The organism is Streptomyces cellostaticus, assembly GCF_023630175.1.
Classification (GTDB): domain Bacteria; phylum Actinomycetota; class Actinomycetes; order Streptomycetales; family Streptomycetaceae; genus Streptomyces; species Streptomyces cellostaticus_A.
Map to the genome: position 1 here is coordinate 21,201 of NZ_JALLIN010000027.1, position 17,622 is coordinate 38,822.

A 17,622-nucleotide genomic window follows, 5' to 3' on the forward strand; every position below is an offset into this window, starting at 1 on the left:
TACGATGAATCCTGTCGGGTGACCCGTGACGGGCCCGGAACCCGGGTGCCACGGTTCCACGGCGGGCCGCCGGGCCCTCACCCGTGTTTCCCGGGGAAAACGGAGAGGTTACCGATGGGCTCCGTTCATACGAATCTACAAGATGCCCGTCGTGGCCAGCCAACTCCTTCATGGTTTCGGTGACTGACCTCGCCGGAGTACGGGGCGGTGTACTGAGCCCACTCCGCGTAAAGAGCACATGAACGAGCCGGACCCGCCGCACCCGGATTGGCTCGATCCGTACGACTCACGAGACGATGAAGAGAGCCGGTCATGGACTTCCTTCGCCCCGCCAGCTGGGAGGAGGCGCTCGCCGCGAAGGCCGAGCACCCCACCGCTGTGCCGATTGCGGGTGGCACCGACGTGATGGTCGAGATCAACTTCGACCACCGCCGGCCCGAGTACCTGCTCGACCTGAACCGCGTCGGCGACCTCTACGAGTGGGAGGTCGGCGAGGACACCGTCCGGCTGGGCGCCTCGGTCCCCTACACCAGGATCATGGAGAACCTCCGTGCCGAGCTGCCGGGCCTCGCGCTCGCCTCGCACACGGTCGCCTCTCCGCAGATCCGCAACCGCGGCGGCGTCGGCGGCAACCTCGGCACGGCCTCGCCCGCCGGTGACGCCCACCCCGCCCTGCTGGCGGCCGGCGCCGACGTCGAGGTGGAGTCGGCGGCCCGCGGCACCCGCCTCGTCCCGATCGACGCCTTCTACACCGGCGTGAAGCGCAACGCCCTGGAGCCCGACGAGCTGATCCGCGCGGTGCACATCAAGAAGGCGGACGGCCCCCAGCAGTACTCCAAGGTCGGCACCCGCAACGCCATGGTGATCGCCGTGTGCGCCTTCGGCCTCGCCCTGCACCCCGCGACCCGCACCGTGCGCACCGGCATCGGCTCCGCCGCGCCCACGCCGGTACGGGCCAAGGCCGCCGAGGAGTTCCTGAACGCGGCCCTCGAGGAGGGCGGCTTCTGGGACAACGGAAAGATCGTCACCCCGTCGGTCGCCAAGCGGTTCGCGGAGCTGTGCTCCGGGGCCTGCAACCCGATCGACGACGTCCGGGGCACCGCGAGCTACCGCCGGCACGCGGTCGGCGTCATGGCCCGCCGGACGCTCACCTGGACCTGGGAGTCGTACCGCGGCACCCGCCGCGCCACCGAGGGAGCTGCGTGATGCGCGTCAACTTCACCGTCAACGGACGTCCGCAGGAGGCCGACGACGTATGGGAGGGCGAGTCCCTGCTGTACGTGCTGCGCGAGCGCCTCGGCCTGCCCGGTTCCAAGAACGCCTGCGAGCAGGGCGAGTGCGGCTCCTGCACCGTGCGCCTCGACGGCGTGCCGGTGTGTTCCTGCCTGGTCGCGGCCGGGCAGGCGGAGGGCCGCGAGGTGGTGACCGTCGAGGGCCTCGCGGACTACGCGAAGCAGCGCTCCTGCGGCGACTCGGGCTCGTGCGGCACCACGCCGGACGAGGCCGGAAGCCGGCAGGCCGAGGGCACCGACTCGCAGACCGGCGAGGGCGGCGAACTCAGCCCCGTCCAGCAGGCGTTCATCGACGCCGGCGCCGTCCAGTGCGGCTTCTGCACCCCGGGCCTGCTGGTCGCCGCCGACGAGATGCTGGAGCGCAACCCCAGCCCGTCCGACGCGGACATCCGCGAGGCCCTGTCCGGCAACCTGTGCCGCTGCACGGGCTACGAGAAGATCATGGACGCGGTCCGCCTGGCCGCCGCCCGCCAGTCCGAGGGGGTCTGAGATGCCGACGAACGGCGCGCCTACGAAGATCACGCAGGGCTCGCAGACCCGGGGCGGCGTCGGTGAGTCCACGCTCCGCCCGGACGGCACCCTCAAGGTCACCGGCGAGTTCGCGTACTCGTCCGACATGTGGCACGAGGACATGCTGTGGGGCCAGATCCTGCGCTCCACCGTCGCCCACGCGGAGATCGTGTCCATCGACACCTCCGAGGCCCTCGCGCTGCCCGGCGTGTACGCGGTCATGACCTACGACGACCTGCCGACCGAGGTGCGGAACTACGGCCTGGAGATCCAGGACACCCCCGTCCTCGCCCACGGCCGGGTGCGCCACCACGGCGAGCCGGTCGCGATCGTCGCCGCCGACCACCCGGAGACCGCCCGCCGCGCCGCGGCCAAGATCAAGGTCGATTACCGGGAACTGCCGGTCGTCACCGACGAGGCCTCCGCCACCGCAGCGGACGCGATCCTCCTGCACGACAACCGCGACGACCACCACGCCGGACACGTCCCGCACCCGAACGTCGTGCACCGCCAGCCGATCGTCCGCGGCGACGCCGCGGCGGCGAGCCGGCGGGCCGACGTCGTCGTCAAGGGCGAATACACCTTCGGCATGCAGGACCAGGCCTTCCTCGGCCCCGAGTCCGGTCTCGCGGTGCCCGAGGAGGACGGCGGCGTCCACCTCTACATCGCCACCCAGTGGCTGCACTCCGACCTCCGCCAGATGGCGCCCGTCCTCGGCCTGCCCGAGGACAAGGTGCGGATGACGCTGGCCGGCGTGGGCGGCGCCTTCGGCGGCCGCGAGGACCTGTCGATGCAGATCCACGCCTGCCTGCTGGCGCTGCGCACCGGCAAGCCGGTGAAGATCGTCTACAACCGGTTCGAGTCCTTCTTCGGGCACGTCCACCGCCACCCGGCGAAGCTCTACTACGAGCACGGGGCCACGCGGGACGGCAAGCTGACCCACATGAAGTGCCGGATCGTGCTCGACGGCGGCGCCTACGCCTCGGCCTCCCCGGCCGTGGTCGGCAACGCCGCCTCGCTCAGCGTCGGGCCGTACGTCGTCGAGGACGTCGACATCGAGGCCATCGCCCTGTACACCAACAACCCGCCCTGCGGCGCCATGCGCGGCTTCGGCGCGGTCCAGGCGTGCTTCGCCTACGAGGCGCAGATGGACAAGGTGGCCGAGGAACTCGGCATGGACCCGGTGGAGTTCCGCCGGCTCAACGCGATGGAGCAGGGCACCCTCCTGCCGACCGGGCAGCGCGTCGACTCCCCGGCCCCGGTCGCCGAACTGCTGCGCCGGGTCAAGGCGATGCCGCTGCCGCCCGAGCGCCAGTGGGAGTCCAGCGAGGGCGCCGACGTACGCCAGTTGCCCGGCGGTCTGTCCAACACCACGCACGGCGAGGGCGTCGTACGCGGGATCGGCTACGCGGTCGGCATCAAGAACGTCGGCTTCTCCGAGGGCTTCGACGACTACTCCACCGCACGCGTCCGGATGGAGGTGATCGGCGGCGAACCGGTGGCCACCGTGCACACCGCGATGGCGGAGGTCGGCCAGGGCGGTGTCACCGTGCACGCGCAGATCGCCCGCACCGAGCTGGGCGTCAGCCAGGTGACCATCCACCCGGCCGACACCCAGGTGGGCAGCGCCGGTTCGACCTCGGCCTCCCGGCAGACGTACGTCACCGGCGGCGCCGTGAAGAACGCCTGCGAACTGGTCCGCGAGAAGGTCCTGGAGGTCGGGCGCCGCAAGTTCGGCTCCTACCACCCGGCCTGGGCCACGGCCGAACTCCTTCTGGAGGGCGGCAAGGTGGTCACCGACGCGGGCGAGGTCCTCGGCGACCTGGTCGACGTCCTGGAGGGCGAGGCCGTGGAGATCGAGGCGGAGTGGCGGCACCGGCCGACCGAGCCCTTCGACCTGCGCACCGGCCAGGGCAACGGGCACGTCCAGTACTCCTTCGCCGCGCACCGCGCCGTCGTCGAGGTCGACACCGAACTGGGCCTGGTCAAGGTCGTCGAACTGGCCTGCGCCCAGGACGTCGGCAAGGCGCTCAACCCGCTCTCCGTCGTCGGCCAGATCCAGGGCGGCACGACCCAGGGCCTGGGCGTCGCGGTGATGGAGGAGATCGTCGTCGACCCCAAGACCGCCAAGGTCAGGAACCCCTCCTTCACGGACTACCTGATCCCCACGATCCTCGACACGCCGACCATCCCCGTCGACGTGCTCGAACTCGCCGACGACCACGCCCCGTACGGGCTCCGTGGCATCGGCGAAGCACCGACCCTGTCGTCCACCCCGGCCGTCCTCGCGGCGATCCGGAGCGCGACCGGACTGGAGCTGAACCGCACACCGGTCCGCCCGGAACACCTGACGGGTTCCGCGTAGACACGGCCGCCGGCGCGTCGCGGCGACGTCGCGACGCGCCGGCACCCCGGCGCCGGGCAGGCTCGACCCACGGCCGTCCCGGCGCCGGTCAGCAAGTACCACGTTCGTCTCGGGCCGTCCCCCGGGCCGTCCAATCCCAAATCCCGCCTGCCCTCCCACGGCAGCCGGGTGCCCCTGTGAACCTTGGGAGTTGGCCCATGACCCAGCAGTCAGTGGAGCCCAGGACCACAGCCGAAGACGCGGGCGAAGGAACCCGCGTCCCGGCCGGCAGATCCTGGCTCGACCGGTACTTCCACATAAGCGGCAGAGGATCCACCGTCGCGCGCGAGGTGCGCGGCGGCATCACCACCTTCATGGCGATGGCGTACATCCTCCTGCTCAATCCCCTGATCCTGTCCGGCAAGGACGTGGCCGGGGACACCCTCGGCCAGAGAGCCCTGATCACCGCGACCGCGTTCGCCGCGGCGCTCACCACGCTGCTGATGGGCTTCGTCGGCAAGGTGCCCCTCGCGCTGGCCGCCGGCCTGTCGGTCTCCGGCGTGGTGTCCTCGCAGGTCGCCCCCAACATGACCTGGCCGCAGGCCATGGGCATGTGCGTGCTGTACGGCGCCGCCATCATGCTGCTGGTCGTCACCGGCCTGCGCGAGTTGATCATGAACGCGATCCCGCTCGCGCTCAAGCACGGCATCACCATGGGCATCGGACTGTTCATCGCCCTCATCGGCTTCTACAAGGCCGGCTTCGTGCACCAGGGCAAGGCCACCCCGGTGAGCCTCGGCCCAGCCGGTGAACTCGCCGGCTGGCCGGTCCTGCTCTTCGCCGGCACCCTGTTGCTGATCTTCATGCTCCAGGCCCGCAACGTCCCCGGCGCCATCCTCGTCGGGATCGTCTCCGGCACGGTCGTCGCCGCCGTCCTCAACGGGCTCGGCGTCATCGACCCGAAGCAGTGGGCGGGTGGCGCGCCCACCCTGCACGGCAGCGCGGTCTCGATGCCCGACTTCTCGCTCTTCGGGCACGTGGAGTTCGGTGGCTGGGGCGAGGTCGGCGCGATGACCGTCGGCATGATCGTCTTCACCCTGGTCCTGGCCGGTTTCTTCGACGCGATGGCCACCATCATCGGCGTCGGCACCGAGGCGAAGCTGGCCGACGACAAGGGCCGGATGCCGGGCCTGTCCAAGGCGCTGTTCATCGACGGCGCCGGCGGCGCGATCGGCGGCGTGGCGGGCGGCTCCGGGCAGACGGTGTTCATCGAGTCGGCCACCGGGGTCGGCGAGGGCGCCCGCACGGGCCTGGCCTCGGTCGTCACCGGACTGTTCTTCGCCGCCTGCCTCTTCTTCACCCCGCTGACCGCGATCGTGCCGCAGGAGGTCGCCTCCGCCGCCCTGGTGGTCATCGGCGCCATGATGCTGATGAACGCCCGGCACGTGGACTGGGCCGACCGCGCCACCGCGATCCCGGTCTTCCTGACCGTCGTCCTGATGCCGTTCACGTACACCATCACCACCGGTGTCGCCGCGGGCGTCATCTCCTACACGGCCATCAAGACCGCCCAGGGCAGGGCCCGCGAGATCGGGGCCTTCATGTGGGGGCTGACGGTGATCTTCCTGGTCTACTTCGCCCTCCACCCGATCGAGGGCTGGCTGGGCGTGCACTAGGGCCTCTCGCCCGGTCGACGCTTCGCACCACAACCCCGTTAGGAGACCGAGACATGCTGGACATCGCCGACGAGCTGAACCGGTGGGTCGAGCAGGGCCGTGACTTCGCCGTCGCCACCGTGGTGGCCGTCGGGGGCAGTGCCCCGCGGCAGCCGGGCGCCGCCCTCGCGGTGGACGCCGACGGAACGGCCGTCGGCTCGGTCTCCGGCGGGTGCGTGGAAGGCGCCGTGTACGAGCTGTGCCGGCAGGCGCTCGAGGACGGCGAGACCGTCCTCGAGCGCTTCGGGTACAGCGACGAGGATGCCTTCGCCGTCGGCCTGACCTGCGGAGGCGTCATCGACATCCTGGTCACGCCGGTCCGGGCGGACGGTCCCGCCCGGCCGGTGTTCGCGGCCGGGCTGGCCGCCGCCGCGCGAGGCGAGGCGGCGGCGGTCGCCCGGATCGCCGAGGGCCCGGACGGACTGCGGGGCCGCGCCCTGCTCGTCCGCCCCGACGGCTCCCACGACGGCGGCTTCGGGGGCCACCCCGAACTCGACCGCACGGTGGCCGCCGAGGCCGGCGCCTTCCTGGACGCGGGCCGCACCGGCACCCTGGAGATCGGTGCGCGGGGCTCGCGCTGCGGCGCCCCGCTCACGGTCCTGGTGGAGTCGTCGGTGCCCGCGCCCCGGATGATCGTCTTCGGGGCGATCGACTTCGCCTCCGCGCTGGTGAGGGTCGGCAAGTTCCTCGGCTACCACGTCACGGTGTGCGACGCCCGACCGGTGTTCGCCACCGGGGCCCGCTTCCCGGAGGCCGACGAGATCGTCGTCGAGTGGCCCCACGAGTATCTGGAGCGCACGGAGGTCGACGGTCGCACCGTCCTGTGCGTCCTCACCCACGACGCCAAGTTCGACGTACCGCTGCTACGGCTGGCCCTGCGGCTGCCCGTGGCCTACGTCGGCGCGATGGGCTCCCGCCGCACCCACCTGGACCGCAACGAGCGGCTGCGCGCCGTCGGCGTCGGCGAGCTCGAACTGGCCCGGCTGCACTCGCCGATCGGCCTCGACCTCGGGGCCCGCACGCCGGAGGAGACGGCCCTGTCGATCGCCGCGGAGATCGTCGCGGGCCGCCGCGGCGGCAGCGGCGCCTCCCTCACCGGCGCCCACACCCCGATCCACCACGACACCGCGGCGACTCCCGCGGGACGGATCGGGTCGGTGGCCTGAGCGGGGCCCGAGCGGCCTCCGGCCGCTCAGGCCCGCCGCAGCAGCCGGTTCGCCGCGCTCCCGAACAAGGTCCGCGCCGTGCGCGCCACGACACCGTCGAAGAGGCGGGGGAGGAAGCGGACCCGCAGGTCCTCCCGCCACACCACGCGGGCCCTGCCGGCCGGCCCGGGCCCGACCTCGATCTCGGCCCAGCCCAGGATCACCCGCCCGTGCTTCTCCAGGCGGCACAGCCCCGGCCCGCCGTCCACGGGCGGGCGCCAGAGCGTGACCTCCATGGGATCGTCGAAGCCGACCGGGCCGACGCCCGAGCGGGCCACGAAGCGGGTGCCCTCGTGCGTCGGCGCGGGGGTGAGGACGGTGACGCGGGTGAAGGGCACCGCCTCGCCGTGGCGCGGCCACTCGGTGAGCCGCCGCCACGCCTCCTCGGGCGCAAGGGGCACGGTCCGTTCGACGGAGAAGTAGGGCACGACACGATCGTAGGCACTCACCACCGCTCGCCCGCCGCTTCGGTCCCGGATCACCTGCACGGCTCAACGGCTCGACGGCCCTTCGCGGTGCGGAGCCGACGGCCCGCCGGCTCAGGGCCGGTACACCTGGCCCGGCTCGGCCCTGCCCGGCGCCAGTAGCTGGGGCACCGTCACGAAGACGAAGCCGCGGGCCTTCAGCGCGTCGATGATGCCGGGCACGGCCGGGACGGTGCCCCGGTAGATGTCGTGCAGCAGGATGATGCCGTCCCGGGAGGCCTGGTCCAGGACGCGCCGGGTGATCAGCGCCGAGTCGGTGGTCGTGTAGTCCTTCGCGGTCACGCTCCACAGCACCTCGGCCAGACCCAGCTCCTTGCAGATCCGGTGCACGTCGGCGTCGGTGCGGCCCTGGGGCGGGCGCATCAGCGTGGGCCTGTGCCCGGTGAGCCGCGCTATCTCCTCGTTGGGCCGCCGCAGTTCCTCGCGTATCTGCTCGTCGGAGATCCGGGTGAGGATCTTGTGGTCCCAGGTGTGGCTCGCGACCTCGTGGCCCTCGGCCGCCATCCGCCGGACCAGTTCCGGATAGGTGTCGATGTGCCGTTTGCCGAGCAGGAAGAAGGTCGCCGGGACCTTCTTCTCCTTGAGGATGTCGAGCAGCCGCGCCGAGTTCTCGCTCGGCCCCGCGTCGAAGGTCAGCGCGATGCACTTCGCGTGGCGGCAGTCCACCGTCCCGAGCCGGGCCGGCGCCCCGTGGGCCCCCTCGGCGCGCACCGTGCTGGGGGCGGTCGTGTCGACCTCCGCGCAGCCCGACAGCGTCAGCGCCAGGCAGGCGGCCATCGAGGCGAGCGCGGACGCACGCAACCCGCGCCCCGTTCGGCGCATCTTCCTGGGTGCGGGCGGCGTGGCCGGGCTCCTGCCGGCCGAAGTCGTGAGAGGCATGTAGGGACTATACGCTCAGTTTATAGTTCGTGCGTTCGATTTTCTGGAACTCGTGCGGGCGCGGCCCGGCCCGGCCGTAGCACCATGGAGGGGCGGGGGAGCGAAGGACGTCCGGCGACCCGACGGTGCCACCGTGCTCGACGTGCCGCACCGGGGCCGACCGGCCGGACGGCGAGGAGCGGCCATGCCCCGACTGGCCGAGAGCGAGGCGCGGTTGCGCTTCACCGGCGCCCGGGTGGCCCGGCTGGCCACCGTCGACGCGTCGGGCCGCCCGCACCAGGTGCCGGTGGTCTTCGCCCATCACGCCCCGGACGGCGTCGACCGGATCGTCACCGCCGTCGATCACAAGCCCAAGACCACCGATCGCCTCAAGCGGCTGGCCAATCTGTCCCGGCACCCGGCGGTGTGTCTGCTCGTGGACGCCTACGACGAGGACTGGGACCACCTGTGGTGGGTGCGCGCCGACGGCGAGGCCCGCGTCCTGCCGCCCGGCGGTGCCGACGCGGCCGTGCGGGGGGCGCGCGAGGCGGCTGTGGCGCTGCTGTGCGCCAAGTACCCGCAGTACCGTTCACGCCCCCCGGCCGGCCCGGTGGTCGACGTCGCCGTGCGGCGGTGGACGGGGTGGCGGGCGCGGGTGCCCGAATCGCCGTGAAATAGCGGGAGGGTAACCGGGTGATGAATTCCCCCTTTTTCTGCGGTTCGGCACCGTGATTCGCCGGATCACCTGACCTGTCGATGTAAAACACCGGAAAAGATCCTGTCCGGGCACAACATCCCGCGATTCGACATCGACGCAGGTCCGCGGCAGTTCAACTGCCTTGCACCGAGCGTGTGTTCGCGTAAGCTGCGGGTTATCCCCGCCGCGTTTCATGGGGTGGGTGACAGGAACTTCCGAGGAGATATGTGTGCATGGCATACGTAAATGGGGGCCGGCGGCTGCTGCCCTGACCCTGATGGCAGGAGCTTTTCAGGGAATTCAGGCGTCCCCGGCGGCGGCGGCCGACTGCTGGCGAGCCACCTGTTCGGGCAAGGACCCCATTCAGATGGGGTGCGACGACGACGCCGAGATTCTCCAGCAGGTGACGGAGCCGGATGAATCGGTCGCGGTGCGGCTGATGTGGTCGCCGAAGTGCCAGGGGGTGTGGGCGAAGATCTCGCGCGACCTCGACACGTCCCCCGACTACGTGTACGGGACGTTGTGGACGACGCGTGCCTCCGACGGCGGCATCGAGGACTACGACACGACGGGTCTGCTCGCCGACGGTGTGGCGGGCGCCTACACCAAGATGCAGAACTGGAAGACCACGACCGCCAAGGCGTGCTGGAACGACGTCAACGCCCAGTACGACCCGGCGCCGCTGGAGTACATCGTGAACAACCACAACGCGAGCCTTCCGGTCGTCCACGGCCTGTGCACGGACTGGATGTGAGGAAGATGATGCGCCGAAGAGGCCTCAGGAGATACTTCTCCACCAATCCCCTGCTGGCCATGACCGTGGTGGCGGCCTCCACCGCCCTGGTCCCGCTGGCGTCCTCCGGCACCGCCGTACGGACGGCCCCCGCCGCCGCGGACAGCGCGACGCCCCGTCTGTTCTCCGCGCCCGGCAAGGACCTGGGGTCGGGGTACACCTCGTCGTCGGACGCGATCGTGCAGGCCACCGGTGACGCCGAGGGGCTGCACATCCTGGCGGCGAGGGAGAGCGAGGGGTTCTCGTTCTACGAGATCGCCCGCCTCGAGCGCAAGGAGCTGTCCGACGCCGGGCCGTGGACGGGCTACGTCTGCACCACCGGATCGGGCGACTACGCGGCAGCGGTCTACGCCCCGTCGGCCTGGTCCAACAAGCCCGGCGCGTACGAGAACGGCGCCTTCGCCGCGGTGATCCGTCTCTCCGACGGCAAGGTCACCGAGGTGCCCGACCGGGTGCAACTGGCGTACTTCACGCCGGGCTGCGGAACGGGCGACGAGGTGGCGTTCACCTCCAGTTCGGCCACCGACAGGTCGGCCGGCGCGACGACGGTCATCTCGGTCGACGCCGCCACGGGGTCGGTCTCCTCCCGCCGCACGGTCGACGGCTATCTCACGCATGTCATGCCCACGCAAAAGCGGACCGTCGGCGTGCTCGGCGGCGACCTCGTCGACCTCGCGGGCCACGGCAAGAAGCTGTCCGCCCACAAGCTCGCAGCCGTACCCGGCCCGATGTTCGCGCTGACCGCCTCCAGGAACGGCGCCGTGGACATCGGCACGGTCGACGGCGGGAGCAGTGTCATCTCCCGCCTCGACGGCAAGCACTTCACCGAAGTGGGCCGCGCCCCCAAGGGCGACGTCAAGCTCCTCCCCGTGGCGGGCGGCGACGCGGTGGTCGGCGACGTGAAGGGCATCGACACCAGCAAGGCCCCGGGGCTCTCCAGGCACGCCGTCGACGGCCGGGTGGCGGGGATATCCCGGCGCGGGCACCTGGTGACCAACTCGGTGTTCTCCGAGCAGATGAAGGGCATCACCGCCGGCATCGGCTCGCCGTCGAAGAAGGGTGCCGGGACGCTGACCGTCAAGGCGACCGCGCTCAAGACCGGTGCGAAGGCCACCGCGCTCGTGGACGCCGACCGCGAACGGCCGAAGCCGGACACCTCGGCGGGGATGGACCCGGCCGCGTTCGCCATGACCGGACCCGACGACAAGGACCCGGCCACCTGCGGTGAGGGCGGGCCGGAGTCGCAGTGCCTGTCCGGATCCGGTGCGGCCGTCTACGGCAAGGTCGGGGAGATGGAGACCCCCTGCATCGTCAAGCGCAACGACCCCAAGCGCCAGGCTCTCCAGCCCAGCGCGAACATGGTCGAGTGGGCGGTCGACCAGGCCGTCCACGGTGAACTGAACGTGTCCCGCCCGGCGAACTGGCACGACACCGGCCTGGGCGCCTACACCCCGCAGGGGCTGTTCCCCAAGCCGAAGCTCACCGGCGGAGGCGACATTCCCGCACAGGTCATGCTGGGCATCCTCGCGCAGGAGTCCAACTTCAAGCAGGCCTCCTGGCACTCCGTGAACGGCGACTCGGGCAACGTCACCAAGTCCGACTGGTTCGGCAACGCGAACGGCATCCACGGCTACCCCAACCGGGAGAAGGCCGACTGCGGCTACGGCATCGCCCAGGTGACCACCGGCATGTCCGAGAAGCACGCCGAGCAGCTCGACGCCCTGCACGCCGGCGCCGTCACCACCGACTACGCGGCGAACATCGCCGCCGGCCTGGGCATCCTGGCCGAGAAGTGGAACCAGCTCAAGGCGCTGGGCATGAACGTCAACGGCGGCAGCCCGGCCTACGTCGAGAACTGGTACACCGCGCTGTGGGGCTACAACTCCGGCGTCTACACCTCCGGTTCCGTCGGCCTGGGCTTCTTCAACAACCCGATCAACCCGCGCTACCCGGCCGACCGGCAGCCGTTCCTGCGCTACAGCTACGACGACGCCTCCCACCCCGGCGACTGGAACTACCCGGAGAAGATCTTCGGCTGGGCCGAAGTCCCGCAGAAGACCTGGGACGCGGAGGAGTCGTACTCCGAGGCGGACATGCCGTTCGGTGTCGTGAAGGTCCCGCCGCGCACCCTGTTCTGCGACCCGGTCCTCAACTCCTGCGACCCGGACGACGCCGACCCGTGCCCGACCTGGGACGCGCAGTGCTACTGGGACGGCACCGTGGACTGGATGGGCCCGCAGAGCACCGGCAACTCCACCACGGAGCAGCTCAGCTACTCGCTCGGCTCAGGAGAGCCGGAACTGCGGAGCAAGTACGAGCACGGGCCGTGCATCGACCACCCGAGCGTCTACCCCAACGCCATCATCGTCGACGACCTCGGTGAGCACGAGGACACCTACGGCTGCGGCGACTTCGAGGCGGCCGACGACGGCAAGTTCACCCTCCAGGCCGGTGACAACATCACCACGCTGAGGGACGACGGCACCTTCCGCGCGACCCCGTACCTCGCCCCGATCGACCTGCACCAGCTCGGCGCCGGGTACGACCACCACGTCTTCTTCACGCACAGCTACGGAGACACGGACTACTTCCACAAGATCACCGGCCGGTGGGAGGTCAACCAGGCCAAGCTCCCCTCCGGCGACCAGCCCGGCGAGCGCTACAAGGTCTACCTCCACCTGCCCAGCCACGGCGCGGAGGCGATCGTCCGCTACAACTTCATCCCGGGCGACAACACGTTCGGCGCCAAGGCCGACTACTGCCGGGTCAACCAGGCCACCCGCAGCGCGGGCAAGGACACCTGGTTCGAGATGGGCACCTTCTCCTTCTGGAAGGGCGGTCGGATCGAGGCGGACAACCTCCACGACGCCGGCACCGGTGACGACAACGTGGTGTTCGACGCGATCGCCTTCGTCCCGTTCAACTACGCCGATCCCGGTGCGTGCAACCTGAACGACGGCGGTTTCTGATGCGCGCCGCCCTCCGCGTCCCCGCCGTGCTGATGACCGTCGTCATCGGCACGGCGGGAGCCGCCTCCTGCAGCCGGGACAGCCCCCGGGCGGCGGCGTCCGACCGGCCGAAGGCCACGGCGCCCCACCCCGAACGGTCCACGGCGCGGACCGCGCCGCGCGCCGCCGATCTGCCGAAGCACGCGGTGAGCGGTGACGACCGGCCCAGCTTCGGCGCGGCGGGCACGATGGCCGGCGGATTCACCGGGAAGGACTTCCTCGCCGGGCTCGCCGCGGACTGGAGGCTGAAGCTGGACAAGCCCGCCGAGCAGGAGATGCCCGACGGCAGGAAGCGGACCTACGTCAACGGGCGGGGCAAGGACGGGGTGACCCTCTCGGCCGGATACGCCGATCACGAGAACATGTCGTCCCTGCTGTGCAGAACCGGCACGGACCGGTCCGCGGGCTTCGGCTTCCTCGCCGCCTGCACGGGACTCGACGTGGCCGGAGTCGACCACGGCAAGGCGTCCTCGTGGCTCCGGCAGGCGAGGAAGGAGACCGACTCCCTGTACGAGAGGAAGGTCGCCGAGACGGGGAACAAGAAGGAGTACGTCGTGAGCGGGGTGTTCACCTCGGGACCGGTGACGATGGTTCTGCACCGGGCCTACGGCAAGTACTCGCTGAGGATCCTCGGAGGCGCCGTGGGGTCCGGCGCGTAGCCGGCCGCCACGACGAAGGTCCCCGCCGTCACCGGCGGGGACCTTCGTGCCAAGGGCTGTCCCTCAGGGATGCGAGCAGATCAGGTCCTCCGCCTTCGCCTTGTACTCCTGCATCTCGTTCGCCGTGTAGCCCGACTCCTTCAGGCTCTGCATGAGCGACCCCGTGTCGCCGCACAGGCGCGGGCGCTGCCGGTCGAGGTAGGACTTGACGCCCTCGGCGGTCAGCTCCTCCCACGCCCGCTTCACCTCGTCGTTCTTCTCGTGCGCGTAGGAGAACTCGACCCACTCCTTCTCACGGCTCGTCAGGCGGGACGTGTCGACGGACGAGTCACTTCCACCGCACGAGGCGGCCAGCAGAGTGCACGCCACCACCGCGAGACATACGCGCGCCTTCTTCACGATTCTCTCTTCCGCACAGAGCGACAGGGGGGCCGTATCGTACGGCATGTACGCGCCAATCGCGGAATGCGAACACCTCAGCCGAGATGCCAGGGCAGCCGCAGCGCCCGTCCCTGGGTCCGGCCCGCCTCGGCCGCGGGTACCCGGGTCCCCGGGTCCAGCGGGTTGTCGCCGATCGCCGCCCGCGCCGCCTCGTCGGGCGCCACGACCACGACCTCGGTGCCCCGGGCACGCAGCTCCCGCACCGACCGCTCCACCGGCTGCTCGCTGGGGAACGGCTCCGTCAGGCCCATCGGCACGATCACCACAACCCGGTCCGGGGCGTCCACGAGGTCGAGGTTGGCCATCGAGCGCACCCCGCCGTCGACGTACCGGCGCCCGCCGATGCCGACCGGCGGCCACACACCCGGCACCGCGCAGCTCGCCGCCACCGCGTCGACCAGCGGCACCCCCGAGCCCTTGTCGAAGACCCGCGGCTCCCCGCTCTCGGCGTCCACGGCGACGATCCGCAGCGCGCGCTCGGGCCAGCCGTGCGACGGCAGCCGCGACTCGATCACCGCCCGGCGCCGCGGCTCCGCCACGGTCGGTGCCGCGAGTGCCGCCCGACCCACGGCCCGGCGCAGCTCGGGCACGGAGGCGGTGGCGGACGCCGCGGCACCGATCTCGGCGGCGAACCCGTCCAGGTCGATCACGGCCATGATCTCGGCGGACTGCAGCGCCGGGTCCACCTGCCGCGCGTACAGCTCCGCCAGTGCCAGCCCGCTGCCGAGCTGCGCCGAGACGGTGGAGCCGGCGGACGTCCCGAGCAGCAGATCCGCCCCGGTGACGTCCTGCCCCGCGTCGGCGAGCCCGGCCAGCACGCCGGTGATCCAGGCGATCCCGCCCACACCGCCACCGCCCAGCACCAAAGCGTCGGACATCGCTGCTCCTCGGTTGTCGGCTCTTGATCCACCCGAATGACACCACACGGGGGAAGCGGACCGTCCGGATGTGGCCACGGGCGGCGGAGGCGGCCGTTCCGCGCCCGGCGCTGACATGCCGTCCGCGGCGCCCGCTCGTAGCCTGGGACGACGGAAGCGGGAGGTTGCCGCATGAACAGGCGCTGGACAGCGCGTCTGGCCCTGGTGGCGGGCGTGGCGGCGGTGGCGGTGCTGCTGGTCTTCGCCGGGCTGGGCAGCGTCGTGCTGGTGGTCGTGGGGCTGGCCGGCACCGTGCTCACGGCGGCCGGCACGTGGTGGCTGCTGAGCCGCTCCGGCTGGGTCAGGTGGCTGGCCGCGGCGCTGGTGGTCGCGGTCCCGCTCACGGTCCTCGGCCTGTACGCCGCCGCCGGACTGCTGTGGGTCGTGCTGGTCTCGCTCGGACTGTGGGCGCTGGCCGTCTCCGCGGGGCGGGCCGCACTCGCCGGTGACGACGCGCCCGCCATGCCGGAGCTGCCGGCCGGCCGCGCCCGGCACCCCTTTCTGATCATGAACCCGCGCTCCGGCGGCGGCAAGGTCGGCGAGTTCCGCCTCGCCGAGCGCGCCACGGCCCTCGGCGCGGAGGTCGTGGTGCTGGACCCGGCCGTGCCGCAGGACGTGGCGGAGCTGGCACGGCAGGCCGTGCGGCGCGGAGCCGATCTGCTCGGCGTCGCCGGGGGAGACGGCACCCAGGCCCTGGTCGCCGGGGTGGCCGCCGAACACGGCGTTCCGTTCGTGGTGATCAGCGCCGGCACCCGCAACCACTTCGCCATGGACCTGGGCCTGGACCGCCAGGACCCCGTCTCCTGCCTGGCGGCGCTGACCGACGCCGTCGAACTCCGCGTCGACCTGGGCCGGATCAGCGGCGGACGGGGGCCGGCGGACGCCGGCACGGAGCGCGTCTTCGTCAACAACGCCTCGTTCGGGGTGTACGCGGCCGTGGTGCAGAGCCCCGCCTACCGCGAGGACAAGGCCCGCACCACCCTGGAGATGCTGCCGGACCTGCTGACCCGGCGCAGCGGCCCGCGGCTCGTCGTCCGCGCCGGCGGGCGGAACCGGACGGATCCCCACGCCGTCCTGGTGAGCAACAACCCCTACCGCAGCGACGACGCGGCGGGCCTGGGGCACCGGGACCGGCTGGACTCCGGCCGGCTGGGTGTGCTGGTGGTGGAGGTGAACAGCACGACGGAGGCGACCGAGCTGCTGCTGCTCGGCGGACGCGGCCGTGGGCTGACCGCCTTCGCGGCCCAGGAGGTCGTGGTGGACGCCGACGCCTCCGCCGTCCCGGCCGGTGTCGACGGCGAGGCCCTGATGCTGCCCACCCCGGTGCGCTGCCGCATCGAGCCGGGCGCCCTGCGCGTCCGCGTGCCGCGCCACCGTCCCGGTGCGCCCCGCCCGGCCCCGGCCGTGAACTGGCGCGAGGTCCGCCGCCTGGCCCTGACCATGGGCCGCGTCGCCGCCGGCCGGGACGGCCGCTGACCCGGCCGGTCGGGCGAGGCGCGGGGACGGATCCGGTGCGGGCGCCGCGCCCGGTGTCGTGGTCCCGGCCCAGGTCCGGGCTCCGTCGCGGACGCCGACCGGATCCCGCCGCGGCGCGTGCGGTACGGAACCTCGCGGCCCGGGCGGCCGGTCGGGGCGTGGCCCCAAGGCGCACCGTCCGCAGGGGGCCGAAGGGGCCGGGACGTGGAATGGGGGGCGTTGCGGGCCGCTCGTGGTGGCCCGCAACGCCCCCCGGCATCTACCCGAGAGGCGCTCGGGTGGTCCTCGGGGCTATGAGTCGACCTGCGCGGTCACGAGGTCCGAGAAGGTGGTCAGCCGGGTGTACACACCCGGGTAACCGGCCTCCGCGCAACCCTCGCCCCAGGAAGTGATCCCTGCCAGGACGCCCCCGATCAACAGGGGACCGCCGCTGTCGCCCTGGCAGGTGTCTACGCCGCCGGACGTGTATCCGGCGCAAACCATGTCGGACCGGACGTAGTCCGAACCGTAGGAGATCGCGCAGCGTGCGTCCGACACGACCGGAACGGTCGCGGTCCGCAGCTGGTTGGAGGAGCCTCCGCTCTCCGAGGTGGTGCCCCAGCCCAGGATGCGGGCCCTGGTGCCGGCCGCGTACACCCTGGCCTGGGAGGAGGAGACGTACGCCGCCCTGGTGTACGGCATCGCCGTCGACAGGGTCAGCACGGCCACGTCGTCGCCGTTGGTGGCGTCGGTGTAGCGCGGGTCGATCCAGATCCTGCTGACCTTGCTGACCGTGCCGTTGGTGCCGTTCAGGTAGGTCCGGCCGCCGACCACGCGGACGCTTCCGGCCGTCTCACCGACCATGCAGTGGGCCGCCGTCACCACCTTGTCGGCGGCCACCAGGGTGCCGCCGCAGAACTGGCTGCCGGCCGCGTCCGTGATCTGCATGACGAACGGGTAGGCCGTCGTGGTGGTGGCCGTACCCCCGACGATGGGCTGAGGAGCGTCGGCCGCGGCCGGGGAGGCGACGAGGGCGGTGGCCGCGGCGGCGGCCGTCGCCACAAGCGTGGCGGTGGTCCTTCTGGCACGTCTGAGACCGAACATGCGTCTCCTCGGGTCTGCCGGTGGGGGTTCGCACGGGCGTGGGGGCGGGGCGCCGGGTGGAGGGACCCCCTGCTCGGGTGGGACCGAGCGGCTGGGGGAGGGAACCGACCCCGTGTGCCCGGGCGAGCGGCACGCCTTT

15 protein-coding genes are annotated in these 17,622 nt (G+C 71.9%); 10 read left to right on the forward strand and 5 right to left on the reverse strand.

What is annotated here, in order from left to right:
- Positions 1 to 312 precede the first annotated feature (312 nt).
- The 5 genes from MXD57_RS18460 to MXD57_RS18480 all read left to right on the forward strand — a co-directional run bounded on the left by MXD57_RS18460 (position 313) and on the right by MXD57_RS18480 (position 7,027).
- Positions 313 to 1,206 (forward strand): FAD binding domain-containing protein, encoded by an 894-nt coding sequence (locus tag MXD57_RS18460; protein WP_250402603.1) that lies wholly within the window; start codon positions 313 to 315, stop codon positions 1,204 to 1,206.
- Entirely contained in the window at positions 1,206 to 1,781 is a 576-nt protein-coding gene (locus MXD57_RS18465) for a (2Fe-2S)-binding protein (protein WP_250402606.1), read from the forward strand. The genes MXD57_RS18460 and MXD57_RS18465 overlap by 1 nt, the downstream gene beginning before the upstream one ends.
- 1 nt (position 1,782) lies before the next feature.
- The gene (locus MXD57_RS18470) at positions 1,783 to 4,167 is read left to right on the forward strand and encodes a xanthine dehydrogenase family protein molybdopterin-binding subunit (RefSeq protein ID WP_250402616.1); all 2,385 of its coding nucleotides are present in this window, start codon (positions 1,783 to 1,785) and stop codon (positions 4,165 to 4,167) included.
- A 197-nt stretch (positions 4,168 to 4,364) separates the two neighbouring features.
- Positions 4,365 to 5,822 (forward strand): NCS2 family permease, encoded by a 1,458-nt coding sequence (locus MXD57_RS18475; protein WP_250402618.1) that lies wholly within the window; start codon positions 4,365 to 4,367, stop codon positions 5,820 to 5,822.
- Positions 5,823 to 5,875: 53 nt separating this feature from the next.
- Entirely contained in the window at positions 5,876 to 7,027 is a 1,152-nt protein-coding gene (locus MXD57_RS18480) for an XdhC family protein (RefSeq protein ID WP_250402620.1), read from the forward strand.
- 26 nt (positions 7,028 to 7,053) lie between these two features.
- On the opposite strand, the gene MXD57_RS18485 is transcribed toward MXD57_RS18480, so the two are convergent.
- Positions 7,054 to 7,494: an SRPBCC family protein gene (locus MXD57_RS18485; protein WP_250402622.1), complete on the reverse strand. Its 441-nt coding sequence runs from the start codon at positions 7,492 to 7,494 to the stop codon at positions 7,054 to 7,056.
- Between the two features lie 111 nt (positions 7,495 to 7,605).
- The gene (locus MXD57_RS18490; RefSeq protein ID WP_250402693.1) at positions 7,606 to 8,373 is read right to left on the reverse strand and encodes a polysaccharide deacetylase family protein; all 768 of its coding nucleotides are present in this window, start codon (positions 8,371 to 8,373) and stop codon (positions 7,606 to 7,608) included.
- Between the two features lie 241 nt (positions 8,374 to 8,614).
- On the opposite strand from MXD57_RS18490, the gene MXD57_RS18495 reads away from it, so the two are divergent.
- The 4 genes from MXD57_RS18495 (at position 8,615) to MXD57_RS18510 (ending at position 13,566) form a co-directional block, all read left to right on the forward strand.
- A complete protein-coding gene (locus MXD57_RS18495) occupies positions 8,615 to 9,082 on the forward strand; it encodes a TIGR03668 family PPOX class F420-dependent oxidoreductase (RefSeq protein WP_250402623.1) in 468 nt (155 codons plus the stop codon).
- A gap of 301 nt (positions 9,083 to 9,383) precedes the next feature.
- A complete protein-coding gene (locus tag MXD57_RS18500; RefSeq protein WP_250402624.1) occupies positions 9,384 to 9,860 on the forward strand; it encodes a DUF2690 domain-containing protein in 477 nt (158 codons plus the stop codon).
- A 5-nt stretch (positions 9,861 to 9,865) separates the two neighbouring features.
- Entirely contained in the window at positions 9,866 to 12,868 is a 3,003-nt protein-coding gene (locus tag MXD57_RS18505; RefSeq protein WP_250402625.1) for a hypothetical protein, read from the forward strand.
- Positions 12,868 to 13,566: a hypothetical protein gene (locus MXD57_RS18510; protein ID WP_250402627.1), complete on the forward strand. Its 699-nt coding sequence runs from the start codon at positions 12,868 to 12,870 to the stop codon at positions 13,564 to 13,566. The genes MXD57_RS18505 and MXD57_RS18510 overlap by 1 nt, the downstream gene beginning before the upstream one ends.
- Positions 13,567 to 13,629: 63 nt before the next feature.
- On the opposite strand, the gene MXD57_RS18515 is transcribed toward MXD57_RS18510, so the two are convergent.
- A complete protein-coding gene (locus MXD57_RS18515) occupies positions 13,630 to 13,965 on the reverse strand; it encodes a hypothetical protein (RefSeq protein ID WP_250402629.1) in 336 nt (111 codons plus the stop codon).
- A 77-nt stretch (positions 13,966 to 14,042) separates the two neighbouring features.
- Complete coding sequence (locus tag MXD57_RS18520; RefSeq protein WP_250402631.1) at positions 14,043 to 14,885, reverse strand: patatin-like phospholipase family protein; 843 nt, start codon at positions 14,883 to 14,885, stop codon at positions 14,043 to 14,045.
- Positions 14,886 to 15,056: 171 nt separating this feature from the next.
- Between MXD57_RS18520 and MXD57_RS18525 the strand changes: the two genes are divergently transcribed.
- Positions 15,057 to 16,400 (forward strand): diacylglycerol/lipid kinase family protein, encoded by a 1,344-nt coding sequence (locus MXD57_RS18525; RefSeq protein ID WP_250402632.1) that lies wholly within the window; start codon positions 15,057 to 15,059, stop codon positions 16,398 to 16,400.
- Positions 16,401 to 16,691: 291 nt separating this feature from the next.
- Here the strand turns inward: MXD57_RS18525 and MXD57_RS18530 are convergent, their stop codons facing one another.
- Complete coding sequence (locus MXD57_RS18530; RefSeq protein WP_250402634.1) at positions 16,692 to 17,483, reverse strand: S1 family peptidase; 792 nt, start codon at positions 17,481 to 17,483, stop codon at positions 16,692 to 16,694.
- Positions 17,484 to 17,622 lie beyond the last annotated feature (139 nt).